The 16,403-nt window shown below is 54.0% G+C and carries 15 protein-coding genes; 3 read left to right on the top strand and 12 right to left on the bottom strand.

Going from position 1 to position 16,403, the window contains the following annotated elements; genetic code table 11:
• The first annotated feature begins 287 nt into the window (after window positions 1-287).
• Complete coding sequence (gene gltP / locus ACJHWK_RS03470; protein WP_000789589.1) at window positions 288-1,601, top strand: glutamate/aspartate:proton symporter GltP; 1,314 nt, start codon at window positions 288-290, stop codon at window positions 1,599-1,601.
• 78 nt (window positions 1,602-1,679) lie between these two features.
• Here gltP and yjcO read toward each other — a convergent pair whose 3' ends face one another.
• The 7 genes from yjcO to yjcS form a co-directional block, all read right to left on the bottom strand.
• On the bottom strand, window positions 1,680-2,369 hold the full coding sequence (gene yjcO / locus ACJHWK_RS03465; RefSeq protein WP_000719886.1) for a Sel1 family TPR-like repeat protein YjcO: 690 nt from the start codon (window positions 2,367-2,369) through the stop codon (window positions 1,680-1,682).
• A gap of 93 nt (window positions 2,370-2,462) precedes the next feature.
• Window positions 2,463-4,610, bottom strand: a complete 2,148-nt coding sequence (fdhF, locus tag ACJHWK_RS03460; RefSeq protein WP_077468916.1) for a formate dehydrogenase subunit alpha — start codon at window positions 4,608-4,610, stop codon at window positions 2,463-2,465.
• 197 nt (window positions 4,611-4,807) lie between these two features.
• Window positions 4,808-6,274: a multidrug efflux transporter outer membrane subunit MdtP gene (gene mdtP / locus ACJHWK_RS03455; RefSeq protein WP_020233742.1), complete on the bottom strand. Its 1,467-nt coding sequence runs from the start codon at window positions 6,272-6,274 to the stop codon at window positions 4,808-4,810.
• Entirely contained in the window at window positions 6,271-8,322 is a 2,052-nt protein-coding gene (gene mdtO / locus ACJHWK_RS03450; RefSeq protein ID WP_020233741.1) for a multidrug efflux transporter permease subunit MdtO, read from the bottom strand. The genes mdtP and mdtO overlap by 4 nt, the downstream gene beginning before the upstream one ends.
• Window positions 8,322-9,353 (bottom strand): multidrug efflux transporter periplasmic adaptor subunit MdtN, encoded by a 1,032-nt coding sequence (mdtN, locus tag ACJHWK_RS03445; protein WP_001522247.1) that lies wholly within the window; start codon window positions 9,351-9,353, stop codon window positions 8,322-8,324. Before mdtN ends, mdtO begins: the two co-directional genes overlap by 1 nt.
• An 18-nt stretch (window positions 9,354-9,371) precedes the next feature.
• Complete coding sequence (locus tag ACJHWK_RS03440) at window positions 9,372-9,647, bottom strand: YtcA family lipoprotein (RefSeq protein ID WP_001309139.1); 276 nt, start codon at window positions 9,645-9,647, stop codon at window positions 9,372-9,374.
• A 208-nt stretch (window positions 9,648-9,855) separates the two neighbouring features.
• Window positions 9,856-11,841, bottom strand: coding sequence for an alkyl sulfatase YjcS (yjcS, locus tag ACJHWK_RS03435; protein WP_001522248.1), 1,986 nt, complete (start codon window positions 11,839-11,841; stop codon window positions 9,856-9,858).
• Between the two features lie 252 nt (window positions 11,842-12,093).
• Here yjcS and ACJHWK_RS03430 point away from each other — a divergent pair, with 252 nt between their 5' ends.
• Both ACJHWK_RS03430 and yjdP read left to right on the top strand, forming a co-directional pair.
• Window positions 12,094-12,411 carry an RpiB/LacA/LacB family sugar-phosphate isomerase gene (locus tag ACJHWK_RS03430; protein WP_001522249.1) on the top strand — a complete coding sequence of 106 codons (318 nt, stop codon included), beginning with the start codon at window positions 12,094-12,096 and terminating at the stop codon, window positions 12,409-12,411.
• A 68-nt stretch (window positions 12,412-12,479) separates the two neighbouring features.
• Window positions 12,480-12,809, top strand: a complete 330-nt coding sequence (yjdP, locus tag ACJHWK_RS03425; RefSeq protein ID WP_000819737.1) for a DDRRRQL repeat protein YjdP — start codon at window positions 12,480-12,482, stop codon at window positions 12,807-12,809.
• A gap of 34 nt (window positions 12,810-12,843) precedes the next feature.
• Here yjdP and phnP read toward each other — a convergent pair whose 3' ends face one another.
• Genes phnP through phnL form a run of 5 tightly spaced genes read right to left on the bottom strand, consistent with a single transcriptional unit; the run spans window position 12,844 to window position 16,395 of the window.
• Window positions 12,844-13,602, bottom strand: coding sequence for a phosphonate metabolism protein PhnP (phnP, locus tag ACJHWK_RS03420; RefSeq protein WP_001522250.1), 759 nt, complete (start codon window positions 13,600-13,602; stop codon window positions 12,844-12,846).
• Between the two features lies 1 nt (window position 13,603).
• Window positions 13,604-14,038 carry an aminoalkylphosphonate N-acetyltransferase gene (phnO, locus tag ACJHWK_RS03415; protein WP_170886392.1) on the bottom strand — a complete coding sequence of 145 codons (435 nt, stop codon included), beginning with the start codon at window positions 14,036-14,038 and terminating at the stop codon, window positions 13,604-13,606.
• Window positions 14,025-14,582, bottom strand: coding sequence for a ribose 1,5-bisphosphokinase (gene phnN / locus ACJHWK_RS03410; RefSeq protein WP_001522251.1), 558 nt, complete (start codon window positions 14,580-14,582; stop codon window positions 14,025-14,027). The genes phnO and phnN overlap by 14 nt, the downstream gene beginning before the upstream one ends.
• Window positions 14,582-15,718, bottom strand: a complete 1,137-nt coding sequence (phnM, locus tag ACJHWK_RS03405; protein ID WP_000586264.1) for an alpha-D-ribose 1-methylphosphonate 5-triphosphate diphosphatase — start codon at window positions 15,716-15,718, stop codon at window positions 14,582-14,584. Before phnM ends, phnN begins: the two co-directional genes overlap by 1 nt.
• Window positions 15,715-16,395, bottom strand: a complete 681-nt coding sequence (gene phnL / locus ACJHWK_RS03400) for a phosphonate C-P lyase system protein PhnL (protein WP_000611392.1) — start codon at window positions 16,393-16,395, stop codon at window positions 15,715-15,717. The genes phnM and phnL overlap by 4 nt, the downstream gene beginning before the upstream one ends.
• Window positions 16,396-16,403: the final 8 nt, after the last annotated feature.

The following is a 16,403-nucleotide window of genomic DNA, read 5'->3' as shown; positions in this document are numbered from 1 at the left end:
CATATGCCAAAAATAATCACCAATCAGTATTATTGCAGATTAAACAAATAAAAATCTTTCCATAACAAATGGTTATTCATTAATCCTGCCATAAACTCGCGTTATTATGCATTAATGCAGCGAAAAGCTCTGTTGTTAAAGGGTTGCGCAACATACCGCGCAAATGATACTGATCATAAGCGTTAAAAAAATCTACAAACCAACGCAACACAATTCATGCCCTGGCAGTATGTCACGTTCTCGCGTTTCTGAACGGGGAACGGCGCTCCATTGAGGAAGTTATTCTGATGAAAAATATAAAATTCAGCCTGGCCTGGCAGATTCTGTTTGCTATGGTGCTGGGCATTCTCCTGGGAAGCTACCTGCACTACCATAGCGACAGCCGCGACTGGCTGGTCGTCAATTTGCTCTCTCCGGCGGGTGATATCTTCATCCATCTGATCAAAATGATTGTTGTGCCGATTGTGATCTCCACGCTGGTGGTGGGTATCGCGGGTGTTGGTGATGCCAAACAGCTCGGGCGTATTGGCGCGAAAACCATTATTTACTTCGAGGTGATCACCACCGTCGCCATCATTTTGGGGATCACTCTGGCGAACGTCTTCCAGCCCGGTGCCGGGGTGGATATGTCGCAGCTGGCGACCGTCGATATCTCGAAATATCAGAGCACTACGGAAGCGGTACAAAGCAGTTCCCACGGCATTATGGGCACGATTTTGTCGCTGGTGCCGACGAACATTGTGGCGTCGATGGCGAAAGGCGAAATGCTGCCGATCATCTTCTTCTCGGTGCTGTTTGGTCTGGGGCTTTCCTCCCTGCCCGCGACGCATCGTGAACCGCTGGTGACCGTGTTCCGCTCCATCTCTGAAACCATGTTTAAAGTGACTCACATGGTGATGCGTTATGCGCCGGTGGGTGTGTTTGCGCTGATTGCGGTGACGGTGGCTAACTTTGGTTTCTCGTCTCTGTGGCCACTGGCGAAACTGGTGCTGCTGGTGCATTTCGCCATTCTGTTCTTCGCGCTGGTAGTGCTGGGAATTGTGGCGCGCCTGTGCGGGTTAAGCGTCTGGATCCTGATTCGTATTCTGAAAGATGAGCTGATTCTGGCGTACTCCACTGCAAGCTCTGAAAGCGTGCTGCCGCGAATTATTGAGAAGATGGAAGCCTACGGAGCACCGGCGTCGATCACCAGTTTCGTGGTGCCGACCGGTTACTCTTTTAACCTTGATGGTTCGACGCTGTATCAAAGTATTGCCGCTATTTTCATCGCTCAGCTGTATGGCATTGACCTGTCCATCTGGCAGGAAATCATTCTGGTGCTGACGCTGATGGTGACCTCGAAAGGGATTGCTGGCGTGCCGGGCGTGTCGTTTGTGGTGCTGCTGGCAACGCTGGGTAGCGTAGGTATTCCGCTGGAAGGTCTGGCGTTTATTGCCGGTGTTGACCGTATCCTCGATATGGCGCGTACTGCGCTGAACGTGGTGGGTAATGCGCTGGCGGTGCTGGTGATTGCCAAGTGGGAACACAAATTTGACCGTAAGAAAGCGCTGGCTTATGAGCGTGAAGTGCTGGGCAAATTTGATAAAACTGCGGATCAATAATTGAAGATTGCCGGGGATATCCACCCGGCAATGTGTGGATGCCTGATGCGACGCTTAACGCGTCTTATCAGGCCTACCTTAACCGTTGGTTAATTTCTCAAACTCTTCACACCCGGTATCAAACCCTTCCATACAGCTCAGGTTCAACCAGTGCAGCGCCTTTTGTTTATTCTTCTCGATAAAACCTTCTTCACCATTTAAGAACATCATTCCCGCCCAGTACTCGGAATAACCGGTTCGGGAAATCGCAGAGCTGCGTTTGAAATACCAGGTTGCCTTGTCATCGTCGGCCTTAATGCCCACGCCGTTGGCGTAAATCAAACCAAGCAGCATTTGGGCATCGACGGCAGAGTCGTTCTCCAGATCTTCCGAAGCGTTTTCTAACAGCGAAATCGCCTTTGGATAATCCGGTTTACCCGCTTGCGTATTTACCAGAATATGCGCCAGCGTTACTTCACCTTCTTTACTGCCCGCTTGCGCTGCTTTCTCTGCAAGAACTTTTGCTTGTGGATAGTCCAGACTGACCGGATTGGTGATTTTGATCTGCGCCAACAGCGCGCAGGCATCAGCATCACCGCTGTCGGCGGCTTTCTGTGCCCAATATTCGGCTTTGCTCAAATCGCCGGAGCTAAACCAGCTGTCGGCAAGAAAATATTGTGCGCGTCGGTCCCCGGCCTCTGCTGCCTTTAAATACTGGCTGCCAGGCTCGGAGTCGTTCGCGTGGGCAAAGAATGTCAAAAACAACATCAATGCGATAATTTTTTTCATTTTGATAATACGATTGGGTAGGGAGTAACCAGTATAAAGAGTTCGAATGGATAAAAAAACAGCCTCCGAAAGGAGGCTGTAGAAAGGACTGTATTACGCCAGTGCCGCTTCGCGCAGGCGAGTTTTCAACTTGTTGTACTCGTCAATCACGTACTGCTCGGCGGCGCGCTGATCGGCGATCGGCTCGACGCGCACGGCGCAGTATTTGTATTCCGGCGTTTTCGTAATCGGGCTTAAGTTTTCGGTAACCAGCTCGTTACAGGCACCAATCCACCACTGGTAGGTCATATAAATCGCCCCTTTGTTCGGACGATCGCTGACCTGCGCACGGGTGATAATTTTGCCTTTACGCGAGTGCACCCAAACCAATGCCTCATCTTCAATACCCAGACGTTTGGCGTCTTCGGTATTGATTTGTGCGTAGCCAGGTTCATCAGCCAGCGCCGCCAGTGCCGCACAGTTACCGGTCATCGAACGGCAAGAGTAGTGACCAACTTCACGCACCGTTGACAGTACCATCGGATACTCGTCGGTGAGTTTGTCGATTGGCGCTACCCAGTCGCAGGTGAAGAACTGCGCCAGACCGTTCGGGGTATCAAACTTCTCTTTAAACAGATAAGAAGTCCCCTGATCGGCATCTGAAGTATCGCGGCAAGGCCACTGAATGAAGCCCAGTTCGCCCATTTTCTCGTAAGTCGCACCGTAGAAATCCGGGCACAGATGACGCAACTCATCCCAGATCTCCTGGGTGTTGTTGTAGTGCATCGGATAACCCATACGAGTGGCAATTTCACTGATGATTTGCCAGTCCGTTTTCAGATCCCATTTCGGCTCAACTGCTTTGAAGAAACGCTGGAAGCCACGGTCAGCCGCAGTAAACACGCCTTCATGCTCGCCCCACGACGTTGACGGTAAAATAACATCCGCCGCCGACGCGGTTTTGGTCATAAAGATGTCCTGAACGATAACCAGTTCCAGATCTTCAAAGGCTTTACGTACTGCCGACAGCTCCGCGTCAGTTTGCAGCGGATCTTCGCCCATAATGTACGCGGCACGCACTTCGCCATGCGCTACGCGGTGCGGCAGCTCGCTGATGCGATAGCCGGTATGCGCTGGCAGGCTTTCCACGCCCCAGGCTTTGGCGAATTTCTCACGGTTAGCTGGATCTTTCACGTACTGGTATCCCGGATACGTATCCGGCAGCGCGCCCATATCGCAGGCACCCTGCACGTTGTTCTGACCACGAACCGGGTTTACACCCGCATGCGGCTTACCGAGGTTACCAGTCAGCATCGCGAGGCTGGTCAGAGAACGCACGGTTTCCACGCCCTGGTAGAACTGGGTTACACCCATGCCCCACAGGATGGCGGCGCTTTTCGCCTGGGCATACATCCGCGCCGCCTGACGAATCTCACTGGCGCTGACGCCGGTGATATCTTCAACCGACTCCGGCGTGTAGCCTTCAACGATTTTACGATACTCTTCAAAGCCTTCTGTGCGGGAAGCGACGAACGCTTTGTCGTACAGATTTTCTTCAATAATGACATGGCCCATCGCATTCAACAGCGCGATGTTCGAGCCGTTTTTCAGTGCAATGTGCATGTCCGCAATGCGCGCGGTTTCAATTTTGCGCGGATCGCAGACGATAATTTTCGCCCCGTTACGTTTAGCGTTAATTACGTGATTCGCCACGATTGGGTGGGAATCCGCCGGGTTGTACCCGAAAACGAACACTAAATCGGTATTATCAATTTCGTTAATAGCATTGCTCATTGCGCCATTACCGACCGATTGGTGCAGACCTGCAACCGATGGGCCGTGTCAGACACGAGCGCAGCAGTCAACGTTATTGGTACCAATAACGGCGCGCGCAAATTTTTGCATTACATAGTTGGTTTCGTTACCCGTACCACGCGAGGAGCCGGTCGTCTGGATGGCATCCGGACCGTACTTCTCTTTGATGGCGCTCAGGCGCTCGGCAACGTAATTCAGTGCCTCATCCCAGGAAACAGGTTCGAGTTTGCCGCCACGCTGGCGACGGATCATGGGGGTTTTCAGGCGCGGGGTCAGGATCTGGGTATCGTTAATGAAGTCCCAGCCATAATAACCCTTCAGACACAGGGTACCCTGGTTGGTTTTCCCCTGCGCTGCCTCCGCCCGGACGATTTTGCCGTTATCGACGACCAGGTTGATTTTGCAACCTGATGCGCAATAGGGGCAAACCGTGACGACTTTTTTCATCGGTCTCGCTCCAGTTAATCAAATCACGCATACGCGCTCTCGACTACAGTATGCATCTTTTATGCCACATTTTATTTGGGGTCATTCCCTGATATTACGGGCACTATTTATTCAAAACTCTGACGAAAAACAGGCTGTCGTCAGTTTTGACGTGACGAAACGAAATACCGCGTGACAGCCATCACGCGGCAGACATTTTATTTTTTCTCGACGACGGGACTTGCCTGATACCCGCCGCCCAGCGATTTCATCAACTGAATGCTTTGGAGCACCCGGCGGCTGTCCAGCATCAGTAATGACATCTCCTCGGCAAGCACTGGCAACCGGGCTTCGGTGGCCTGTAAGCGGCTGGTTAAGCCGCGTTGATAGGCGGCCTCGGCAGCGCGCTGGGTGAAGCGCGTTGCTTCCACGCGTTCAGCCTGCATCTCTCGCTCGTCGTTGAGCGTTTGCAGACGCGTGCCGTTGACGGCAACGTCGCGCACCGCATTCAGCACTGACTGGTTGTAACGTTCAATCATCATGTTGCTGGCGGCGCGAGTGCCTTCGAGATTGGCATTCAACCGTCCACCGTCAAACAGCGGCAATTTCAGACCTGGGATAAAGTTGAACTGGCGACTGGTTTTTTTGAATAAGGTATCCAGGTGGATAGAATCCAGGCCGAAAAACGCTTTGATATCAAAGCTCGGATAGAACAGCGCCCGCGCGGAATCCACCTGATCTAATGACGCCTGAACATACCAGCGCATAGCTTGCAGATCCGGGCGTCTGGCGAGCAACTCATAAGAGAGTGTCGCCGGAATACCGGTCTGGATTTGCGGTAATGCCACCGGTTTGATCTCCGGCATATCGCTGGCTCCCGCGCCAATCAATGCGCGCAGAGATTCTCGCGTTTCGGTGATTTGCCCTTTAACGGCAGCAATTTGTTTATCGACCGCCAGAATCTGTGCCCGCGCGCCGTGGAAAGGCACTTGCGCTTCCAGACCGTGCGCCACTTTACTCTGGTGCGCTTTTACCGCGTAATCAATCACATCGCGAGTTTGTTCTAACAGATCGAGCATCTGATAGCTGGCCTGCATACTGTAATAAAGCTGCGCTACGCCCGTGGTCAGCGATAGCTCTACTGCTGCGGTTTCTGCCAGCGCGGCATTATGCGCGCCAATGGCAGCGGCAACCGCTGAGCGATGCACACCCCACAAATCGAGATCCAATCCGGCAAACAAACCGACTGTGGCTTCCGTATAGTACGGCCCGTCCATCCCCAGTGCGGGCGCATCCATCGCATAAGGGCTTAAAAAGCCGTTCGCCGAGACACGTTGGCGGTTGAGCATCCCTAACGCTGCCACCTGCAACTGTGAACCAGCATCTAACAAATCGGCCTGGGACTGCGCTTTTTCTTCCCGCAGTTTCGCTTCGGCGAGGGTGTGTGAACCACTTAGCGTCCGTTGGATCAGGGCATCCAACTGCGGGTCATTGAGTTGTTTCCACCACTGCGCCTGCGGCCAGCCGGAGCTGGCAAGATGAATATCATCGGCCAGTTTGATTTGTTCAGGTTTGAGCTGTTGATGAGGCGCAGAATCCCTGCGTACCAGGGCACAGCCGGAAATCAGCGTCGTGCTGCCGAGAATGCTGCACAACAGCAGGCGTGAAAGTTGACGATTGATCATTGCGTGGCTCCTTGTACCTGTTCCGTGGCGGGCGTTAATGCCGGGGCTGTCCAGTCTGGCAAGCGGGCGAAAAGCTGGCAGACGTGTTGCTCCTGTTTTAATAAGGTCGGCAGGATGGCCTGCGAGGCGGGTGTTTCTTCAAGCGTTATTTGAGGAGAACGGCTGAGTGCGGTTGCCAGACCGGCAGCGTATTTCTCCAGTGCGTCGGCAAACTGACCTGCTCTGTCCGGCTGTAGTGCGTTATCCAGCGCCTGCGCCGAGTTCCAGGTTGCATCCCAGGCGTGAAGAATATCGCGGCCCTGACGAATAACCGTTTGCGAACGTTCAATCAGTAAAGCGCGTTCTTCGCTGTCCAGTTGACGCTCCAGCGCCACGCGTTGGCACATCTCTTCACAGGCATTAAACGCCGCATGCAGACCTATACGAATTTGCAGATAAGTGCGCAGAGCCGTGACTTCCTGCTGGCGTGGGATCCGCATTACTTTACTCAACATACCCAGCGCGCCAGCCAGTTTTTGCGGCAGTGTGCGCGCTTCACTTTCAGGCCAGACAAAGGTGTAAATCACCGCGGACACCACGGTACCAATGATGATACCCAGGGCGCGATCGCGAATTTCCACCAGGTCGTACACTGGGCCAAAAACGTTTTCGAGCGTGGCGAGCGCGAAGGTGACCACCATCTGTGTGCCGATATAAGAAGAGCGTTCAGAGCTGGTGGCAATCCATGCGCCCAACAGGAAAATCGGTGCCAGCACAAACAGCAATTCGACAATATTGTCCAGCCAGGGCATGACCAGTAACGTGAATAACAGCGCCAGAATTGCACCGCAGAAGGCACCGCCAAAACGCAGCGCCATTTTCTGATACGACGAACCAACATTCGGGTTAGCGACGATCACGCAGGTCAGCATACAGGTGTGAATGCCTTCCCAGTCCACGCCGCTGTAGAAGGTGTAACAGATCAAACAGGCGAGCAGCGTTTTTACCGCGTAGCGAATATAGTCTGGATTGGTAAAAGCGTCGGCGACCATTGATGGCGGTTTGGCGGCGGGCGTTGGCGGCGTATTCGGGTCCATCTGACCCAGTTGCAATAACGTCTGGCAGATATTCTCCAGGTTACATTCCCGTGCCGCCATCGCTTCACTTTCAGTGATCCGCCAGTCGCTTTGCCAGCACTGACCTTCGGCAATGGCATACTGCAGTTTGTTGATTTCTGAGGCTAATTTTTGCCGAAATTCAATAATTGCCTGAGAATCAGCAAAAGAGGTGGGATCGTAGCGATTCAGCGTCGAGTAAATGTAGGTTACCGTTGCCACGCAGCTTTGCCACCATGCGCTCTGAGTTCGCCAGTTGGCATCGTCCGCGAGGCAAAAGACATTGAGTTTTTGCAGCGCCAGCGCCTCTCTTTCAATCCGCGTTTCGGGTAGCGGTGCGAGGCTGTCCGTCAGGTGACTAATGGCATCATCAAGCCGATCATTAAGCGCTTGATGCATTTGCGTAATGGCACGACTGGGAAACCACAGCACGCCGATTAACGTCATCAGCAAGGTTGGATAGAGGCCAACAACGATACACCACAGCGTTAAGCGCACGACCACTTCCGGATAGTCGAGCATGGCGGGGAAGGTTTGCCCGTAAATGGCGACAATGGCGACAGCGAAAAAGACCAGTCCCAGCCGATGGGTGCGCATCAAAAACATGCAGCCCATCAGGATCGGCCCGGCGATGATCAATCGGATCAACGGTTCGCCGTATGACCATTTGTAGATCAAAAACAGGCTGCCGATCTCCAGCACCGTGGCAACCACAAACAAGATCGCCACAAATTTGGTGTAAAACGCGTTCGACTGAATACCGTAAAACAGCACTGCCAGCGATAACGCCACAAAAGGGATCTCAAAAGTCATCGAGATCAGAATCACCAGTAGGCAGCCTACCCAGAGTTGCACGGTCTGCGGCACACGACCTGGCCGCCGCTCGCTTAACTCTTCATGAAAGAACGCCAGCAGCCTGACCACCGGTAATGGCAGGGAGTTGAGCGCGCTCATTATTGCGGCTCAAGATTAGCGACTGCCGAAGTGCCGATGCGGAACATTTCCGGGTCAGGTTTATCAACCATGATTTTGACCGGAAAACGCTGGGCAACGCGGACCCAGTTAATAGAACGAGACACTTTCGGCAGGCCGCCCAGCACCAGGCCGCCGTCATCCGGTAGCACGCCGTAGCCAATCGAATCCACTTTACCCTCGAAGGTTTTGCCGCTGTCGCTCATCAGGCGAATGGTTGCGGGTGTACCTGAGCGAATATTTTTCAGATCAGTTTCGCGGAAGTTGGCGATCACGTACCAGTGACGAGTGTCGATTAGGGTGAAAATAGGGCGCATGGCAGAAGCAAATTGCCCGACGGAGGTTTTGAGGGAAATGACCCGGCCATCAAACGGCGCGCGAACGGTCGCCATTTCCAGATGCAGTTTCGTCAACGCAATATCCGCTTCCACTGCCGCACGTTGCGCCACCAGCGCATCCACGCCGCTGACGGCGCTGGCGGCTGACTGCGCCTGCAACAATCCGGCATTAAGATCGGCTTCTGCGGCGCGCTGCGCGGTTCTCGCGCGGTCAACGTCTTCCGCTGAGACGAAACCTTCTTTCAGTAATGGCTCGGTGCGGCGTAATGTATCACTGGCCTGTTTCGCGGCGGCACGGGCTTTTTCTACCGTGGCATTAACCGAGTCGGCACCAAACTGTTGCGCGTCAACGCTACGCTGGGTGAGCATAATTTGCTTATCCAGCGCCGCGAGGGAGGCTTCGGCTTTCGCCAGATTGGCCTCGTATGGGCGCGGGTCGATGCGAAACAGCAAATCGCCCTGTTTCACCGCCTGGTTGTCGGTGACCGCCAGTTCTACAATGCGACCGCTGACTTCCGGCACCACATCAATGGTATCTGCTGACGCGTAGGCGTCATTAGTTGATGGCGCACTGTCTACGCGCCAGATAACGAAAACAAGGGCAACCAGCGCCAACGCAACCACTAACAGAGCAGGGAATTTACTGCGAGGAGCTTTTTTCGGCGTACTTTCCATGAGCGCGTCTCAAATAGATTAGAAAAATGCCAGCCAGAGCAGCATGGCGTAGAGAGCAAAAAGGGCGGTATAAATAATTCCGACAAATGCCAGATTGATATTTGCCCGCTGAATAATTCGCCTCGTGATGAGCGTCAAAATAAGGCTGGCAATGGCGCAGAAAAACCAGCTGGGATAATAAGCGCCGATCACCGGGATTGCCGGAGATAATGAGCATCCCGAAACCATGAAGACGGGAATTATCCAGGCTGTTTTTTTGAGTTGCATCGCCATGCGAGAGAGAACTGTTGGCATATTAAATACATCCTGTCTGCTGCGAACAATATCTGTAGTGAATATCAATATCCATTGAAGGCGTCAGTATGGCTATTTTCTCGATGAATAAAAATAGCTTTATTCAGCCACCGCATTCATAACTTATATATTTTATGTATTAATTTGTTGTATGTATTTTTAAAATAAATGCTTTTGGGGGCTTAAGCGCCCCCAAAAGTGAGTGGCATTAATTTGGGGTTACGATATTCACCCACAAATCGAAATTATCCAGACAGGCAATAATTTCTTCCAGTATCGCGCCATTGCCAATAATTTTGGCTTTCTTCGCTTTTACCAGATCCGCCATTTTGACTTGTCCGGTCAGCACGGCGTGAAGATCTTCACGGCTGATGTAGAAAGAGGCATTGGCTTCAGGTTGCAGCGTTTTACGGTAGTTAAGCACGCTATCGTTCAGCGTCAGGTTGAGGTTATCGCCGTTGCTCATATTGAAGTTCAGGCTGATATTTTTACCCGCGGCTTTCGCACTATCGAGGCGAACGGACATAAAGTCGAACAGCATTTCGACCGACATTCCGCGAAGGGTGTCCGGGGAACCGGTGGTGCCGTGGCTGAATTTATGCACCCCTTCGCGCAGCTCTTTCGCGCCGGTCAGGTAGAAACCGCGCCAGGTGGCGGACTCGGCCTGATAGCCCAGCTGTTCAAAGTTATTCGCTTGCAGATTCTTCGCGACCTGGTCACCAGGGTTGGCGGCAATCACCTGTTTCAGCAGTTCTGCCGACCAGCGGTAATCACCTTGCTTGTTCGCTTCTTGCGCCAGGTTGATGACGCGGGCAGAACCGCCCAGCGCTTTCACGTAACGTTTACCCATCTCCACCTGACCATACGGATGCAGGTTAGCCGGGTTACCGTCGTAATAGCCAAGATAGAAGTTATACACCGCGCGGGCGTTGTGGCTGACAGAACCGTAATAGCCGCGGCTGGCCCAGTTATTGGCAAGCGCAGGCGGCAGCTTAATCATGTCGCCGATTTCATTCATGGTGTAGCCCTGGTTAGCCAGGTGCAGGGTCTGGTCGTGAATGTACTTGATAGTATCGCGATATTTACCAATATAATCATTGATATGCTTATTGCCCCAGACCGGCCAGGTGTGCGGCATAAACAGTACTTCCGCGTCATTACCCCACATATCCAGCGTTTCGTTCAGATACTCGGTCCACTTGCTGGTGTCGCGGGTTTTCGCGCCGCGCAGAGTGTAGAAGTTGTGCAGGGTATGCGTGGCGTTCTCGGCGGTACACAGGGCTTTCAGAGCCGGAATATAGAAGTGCATTTCGGCTGGCGCTTCGCTACCCGGAGTCATCAGGAAGTCAAATTCCAGGCCGTCGATAATCATCTTCTCGCCAGTTCTGACGATAGTTTTAGTCGGTGCAATAATGCTCGGGTCGCCCGTTGCCAGCGTCACGCCCAGGCCGTTGCCCACGTTGCCTTGCGCGTTGTGCGGCAGTAACAGACCGTAAGAGTAGAGCGCACGGCGGCTCATGATGTTACCCGCCAGCACGTTTTCGCTGATGGCTTCGTCCATAAAGCCTGCCGGAGCGATCACCTGCACTTTGCCGGATTTAACATCCGCTTCAGAGATAATGCCTTTCACACCGCCATAATGGTCGGCGTGGCTGTGGGTGTAAATCACAGCAACAATCGGTTTTTGCGGACGATGCTGGAAGTAAAGATCAAGTGCGGCTTTTGCGGCAGGCGGCGTCACCAGCGGGTCGATAACAATAATGCCTTTCTCGCCCTCAACGAACGTAATGTTAGAGATATCCTGGCCGCGCACCTGATACATTTTATCGGTGACTTTGAACAGGCCAGAAATACCGTTGATTTGCGACTGACGCCACAGGCTGGGGTTTACGGTTTCCGGCGCAGCGGCATTAATATCAAATTTGTAATCGTCTGCGCGGTAGTAAACTTTACCGTTCGCATCACGCAGAATACCTTCATCCAGCAGCGGGGCGATAAATCCACGCTGGGCATCGTCAAAATCTTGACGATCGCTAAACGGTAATGATTTGGCGTAATTCTGATTAACCTGTTGGGTATATTGAGTGGCGGCTTTCGCTTCCTCTTTCGCATTAGCGGTATTTACCATCATGCTGCTGGCGGCAGTTAACGCAATAACAATCCTGCTCAAACGGAATAACCGAGAGTTATTCATATAAATCTCCATTTATCATTTATGTCGTAAATATGTAACCCATGCAAAATACGTCATTTGAAGCTGGCGTTATCATAATTGGGAAATTGCGACTTTAATAAGTAGAAGTGTGAGCTGAACGCGCCATTTTATTAGGCATTTGTGCTGAAGAGGGAAAAGTACGCGAATTTATTATCTCTGTAAATAATATGAGGTGTTTTATATATTTATTATATATATTGTACTTCGGCAAATACTGAGCACAATTAATCAATGCAACCGGTGTTTTTTATTAAAAAACGTACCGGAGCAATGGGCGGTCATGTCGCTGGCACCGCAGGATTCTGCGTTGCTGTGCCAGCCTTTTATTCATGGTCAATGAGTGAGGGGATTGATAAAGAAACCAGGTCGTCAGAGCGCACTGATTATCCGCATTACGCCAGTGAAGTTGCACTGGCTTTTGGTTCACGAGTGGTTGGCCTCGAACTGGCAAAAATGATTGTGGATGCGTGGCTGGGCGCACAGTACGAATGCGGTCGTCATCAACAACGTGTGGAGGCGATTACGGCAATAGAGCAGCGGAGAAATTGAGATTCATCCACTACTTGCATGGATGAGTAATGACTAATGTGGATAGAGTTTCTTTTTGAGGTTGGCTAATGAAACGCTTTCCGCTATTTCTTTTATTCACCCTGCTCACGCTGTCCACCGTTCCGGCCCAGGCCGATATTATCGACGACACCATTGGCAATATTCAGCAGGCGATTAACGATGCTTATAACCCTGACCGTGGGCGAGACTATGAAGATTCGCACGACGACGGCTGGCAGCGTGAAGTGAGCGACGATCGGCGCAGACAATATGACGACCGCCGCCGCCAGTTTGAAGATCGCCGCAGGCAGCTGGACGATCGCCAGCGCCAGCTTGATCAGGAGCGTCGGCAGCTAGAAGATGAAGAGCGGAGAATGGAAGATGAGTATGGGCGTTGATGTTGAGTTTAGAGCAGGCATCGCCCCTCACCCATCACGCCACCCCAATCTCCATCCCATCAAACCCCGCCTCAAACCCCGACGGCAGTGCGTTTTCCATCAGCCACGCATCAAACTGGTGGCTGATATGGGTCAGAATCACCCGCGGCGAGCGGATAACCTCATTCAGTGCCAGCACGGTGTTTAAATCGCAGTGATTACGCGGTGCATCCTCGCGCGGTGGGTGGCTGCAATCAATCACCATTACCTGTGGCTGATTATTGCGTAAAAATTTCAGCGTTTTTTCCGGCAGGCCTGCCGTGTCAGACAGCCACGCCACCCGGCTATGTGCCGTTTCCAGTAGATAGCCGAAAGTGAGTTTCGAATGGTTGAGCGGCAGCGGCGTGACCTGTAACCCCTGTAAATCAAACACCACAAACGGTTCCATCGTGTGGCTGAAATCAAGCAGGCCCGGATGTTTAAACAGATCGTCGCAGCCCTGTTCATCCGGCGGGCCGTAGACCGGGATCGAATCGCCCACGCCCCAGCGCAGCGGAAACAGCCCCTGCACGTGATCCATATGGTAGTGCGTCAGCAAAAACTGCTGGAACGATCCGGGCGACCAGCGATCGGCAAGATCGTGCAGCCCGGCGTCGATCAGGGTGATCGCGTCGTTAAACTTCACGACGCCGCTGCATGGCTGGCGGCGATACTGCGGTGAGCGCCGCGCTCTGACGCAGGCCACGCACTCACAGCCCCATGCGGGAACGCCCTGTGCGCCGCCAGTGCCAGTAAGTGTGAGGGTCAGGCTCATGTTACAGCGCCTTGGTGAAGCGGAAGTGGCTCTGCTCATAGCCTTCGCGCAGATAGAAACGGTGCGCGTCGTGGCGCTTGACGTTGGTGGAAAGCTCGGTCATTTCTGCCCCGGCCTGGCGGGCTTCTTCTTCTGCCCATGCCAGTAATTTACTGCCGATGTTCAGACCGCGCGCCTGCGGCATCACCACCAGTTCCTGAATTTCGCCGATCCAGTTGACATGATGCAGATGAAACTGCAAATGCAGGCCGATCATGCCGACAACTTCGCCATCCAGCAGCGCCAGATGGTAGCGCATGTTCGGAGCGCGCAGATTGGCGTTAAACCCCACGCGAAACGCATGGTGGTCAAACTCCGCCTGTTTTAGCTCACAAATCAGCGCGTAAACTGCGTCGGTATCGTACTGCGTGGCCGGGCGAAGCTCACAAGCAGGCATGGTGTTTCTCCTTCTGATGAATCAGCGTCAGCAGCGTGTCGACCGACTGGCGCAGGCTGCCGTCATTATTGAGCGTATGGCAATCCTGAGGAGTATAGCGGGCGGCGCGCGCCAGCCGGGCGTTAATTTCACTGGCGTTTTCACGGCCACGGTTTTCCAGGCGCTGGCGCAGGATCTCCGGCGAAACCTGTAAGCAAATGGGCAGCAGCGCCGATTGATAGCGCGCCCGCGCCTGCGGCAAATGCGCGCGTGAGCCGTTGGCCAGCACGTCAAATCCAGCGTGCAGCCAGAGATCAATCTCGACGCCGATGCCATAATACAGGCCGTTGGCGTGCCAGCTTAAGGCCAGAAGGTTCTGCCCCGCGCGGGTAAAAAACTCCTGCTCGCTCAGGGCGATATGGTTTTCACTTCCGGCGCTGGCGGCGCGCGTGATGTAGCGATGCGCTACCAGTAGCTGAGTTTGTTCCCGCTGGCGGAGTTCCGTCAACAGACTGTCTTTTCCGGAGCCAGAGGCCCCCATTAACCAAATCAGTTTTCCCGTCATCAGAACACCCTTTTACCCTGACGCCAGACGTGGTCGATATGAATGTGGTTGCCCTTGCGATGCGCCAGCACCAGGTCGGCGCGTTTGCCCTCGCCAATCACTCCGCGATCCTGAAGATTAAGCGCCTGCGCCGGATTTTTAGTCACCAGCTTCACCGCCTGCGGCAGCGTAAAGCGGTTGCTCTCGTCATCGGCGACGCGAAATGCCGCATCGAGCAGGCTGGCGGGGTAGTAGTCGGAAGAGAGGATATCCAGCAGGCCAAGCTGCGCCAGTTCACTGGCCGCCACGTTGCCGGAGTGCGAACCGCCGCGCACGATATTCGGCGCGCCCATCAGCACGTTCATGCCATGCTTGCGCGAGGCTTCTGCCGCTTCGAACGTGGTGGGAAATTCGGCGATCACGCTGCCAAGCTGGTGAGATTCGGCAACGTGGGCGTGCGTGGCGTCATCGTGGCTGGCGAGGGCAATGTGTCGCGCGCGGCACATTGCGGCGATGGTTTCGCGATTTGGCTGCGACCAGCGTGCGGCGAGCGCCAATTGCTCTTCTTCGTACTGCTGCATCTGCGCATCGGTGAGGGAATATTTGCCCTGATAATATTCGCGATACTTCTCGCGATTGGCGAACTGGCGCTGGCCTGGCGAGTGGTCCATCAGCGATACCAGCGTCACCGGTTCGCGCTGCACCAGTTTTTCAAACAGCGGCAGCGTGGTGTGGTGCGGCAGTTCGCAGCGCAGGTGCAGGCGGTGCTCGGCGCGGTTGACGCCGCGTTTCTGCGTCTCTTCGATGGCGTTGATCATCTTCTCCAGATTCTCCAGCCGATCGCCGCCGTCGCGCACATCACCAATCGCCACGGCGTCCAGTACGGTGGTGATGCCGCTTGCCACCATCAGCGCGTCGTGGCTGCTCATCGCCGAATGGGCGGGCCAGTCGACTTTCGGGCGCGGGGTGAAGAATTTATCGAGGTTGTCGGTATGCAGCTCAATCAGTCCGGGCAGTAGCCAGCCACCTTCGCCGTCCATCGCGTCCGGCAGGCGGCTCTGGCTTTCGGCAAAGGCGCGGATTTCACCGTCCTGCATCTCCAGCGAACCGTGCACCACTTCGTTTTCCAGCACCAGCTTAACGTTATTGATAATCATGAAGAGGCTCCCATTGGGTGCAGGCGGTCGGCGACGTCATTGCGTACGGCTTCGTCATGGAAGATACCGACGATGGCCGCGCCGCGGGCTTTGGCTTCGCGGATCAGTTCCACTACGGCGGCGCTGTTTTTAGCGTCCAGCGAGGCGGTAGGTTCGTCGAGCAGCAGAATGGGATAGTCGACGATAAAGCCACGGGCGATGTTGACGCGCTGCTGTTCGCCGCCGGAGAAGGTCGATGGTGCAAGGTGCCACAGGCGTTCCGGCACGTTCAGGCGTGTTAGCAGACGCGCGGCTTTAGCGGCGCAGGCTTCACGCGGTACGCCGGTATCGAGCAGAGGCTGCATCACCACTTCCAGTGCCGAAATACGCGGGATGACGCGCAGAAACTGGCTCACCCAGCCGATGGTGGTTTTGCGGATCTCCACCACTTTGCGGGCTGGCGCGGTGATCAGGTCTACCCACTCATCACCGTGTTTGATCTGGATTTGACCTTCATCGGGCAGATAGTTGGCGTACAGCGAGCGTAGCAGGGTTGATTTTCCACTGCCGGAGTGGCCGTGGAGTACCACGCATTCGCCTGCGTTGACGGTGAGCGAGGCACGTTGTAAGACGTGCAGGCGCACGCCGTTTTGCTGGTGCAGGATGAAGGTTTTACTGACGTTTTGTACGTTAATCATTTTTCGCC

Origin of the sequence: Escherichia sp. WS547 (assembly GCF_046486065.1) — a bacterium.
Lineage (GTDB): Bacteria > Pseudomonadota > Gammaproteobacteria > Enterobacterales > Enterobacteriaceae > Escherichia > Escherichia coli.
The sequence above is the reverse complement of the archived record's forward strand: the minus strand, read 5'-3'. Positions and strand labels throughout refer to the sequence as shown.

Excerpts from the sequence above, each read along its gene's own strand:
- phnM (WP_000586264.1), bottom strand. The coding sequence starts at position 15,718 with ATGATTATCAATAACGTTAAGCTGGTGCTGGAAAACGAAGTGGTGCAC.
- phnP (WP_001522250.1), bottom strand. The coding sequence starts at position 13,602 with ATGAGCCTGACCCTCACACTTACTGGCACTGGCGGCGCACAGGGCGTT.
- yjcO (WP_000719886.1), bottom strand. The coding sequence starts at position 2,369 with ATGAAAAAAATTATCGCATTGATGTTGTTTTTGACATTCTTTGCCCAC.
- phnL (WP_000611392.1), bottom strand. The coding sequence starts at position 16,395 with ATGATTAACGTACAAAACGTCAGTAAAACCTTCATCCTGCACCAGCAA.
- mdtP (WP_020233742.1), bottom strand. The coding sequence starts at position 6,274 with ATGATCAATCGTCAACTTTCACGCCTGCTGTTGTGCAGCATTCTCGGC.
- phnN (WP_001522251.1), bottom strand. The coding sequence starts at position 14,582 with ATGACGGGAAAACTGATTTGGTTAATGGGGGCCTCTGGCTCCGGAAAA.
- mdtO (WP_020233741.1), bottom strand. The coding sequence starts at position 8,322 with ATGAGCGCGCTCAACTCCCTGCCATTACCGGTGGTCAGGCTGCTGGCG.
- ACJHWK_RS03430 (WP_001522249.1), top strand. The coding sequence starts at position 12,094 with ATGCAACCGGTGTTTTTTATTAAAAAACGTACCGGAGCAATGGGCGGT.
- mdtN (WP_001522247.1), bottom strand. The coding sequence starts at position 9,353 with ATGGAAAGTACGCCGAAAAAAGCTCCTCGCAGTAAATTCCCTGCTCTG.
- yjdP (WP_000819737.1), top strand. The coding sequence starts at position 12,480 with ATGAAACGCTTTCCGCTATTTCTTTTATTCACCCTGCTCACGCTGTCC.
- yjcS (WP_001522248.1), bottom strand. The coding sequence starts at position 11,841 with ATGAATAACTCTCGGTTATTCCGTTTGAGCAGGATTGTTATTGCGTTA.
- ACJHWK_RS03440 (WP_001309139.1), bottom strand. The coding sequence starts at position 9,647 with ATGCCAACAGTTCTCTCTCGCATGGCGATGCAACTCAAAAAAACAGCC.
- phnO (WP_170886392.1), bottom strand. The coding sequence starts at position 14,038 with ATGCCTGCTTGTGAGCTTCGCCCGGCCACGCAGTACGATACCGACGCA.
- gltP (WP_000789589.1), top strand. The coding sequence starts at position 288 with ATGAAAAATATAAAATTCAGCCTGGCCTGGCAGATTCTGTTTGCTATG.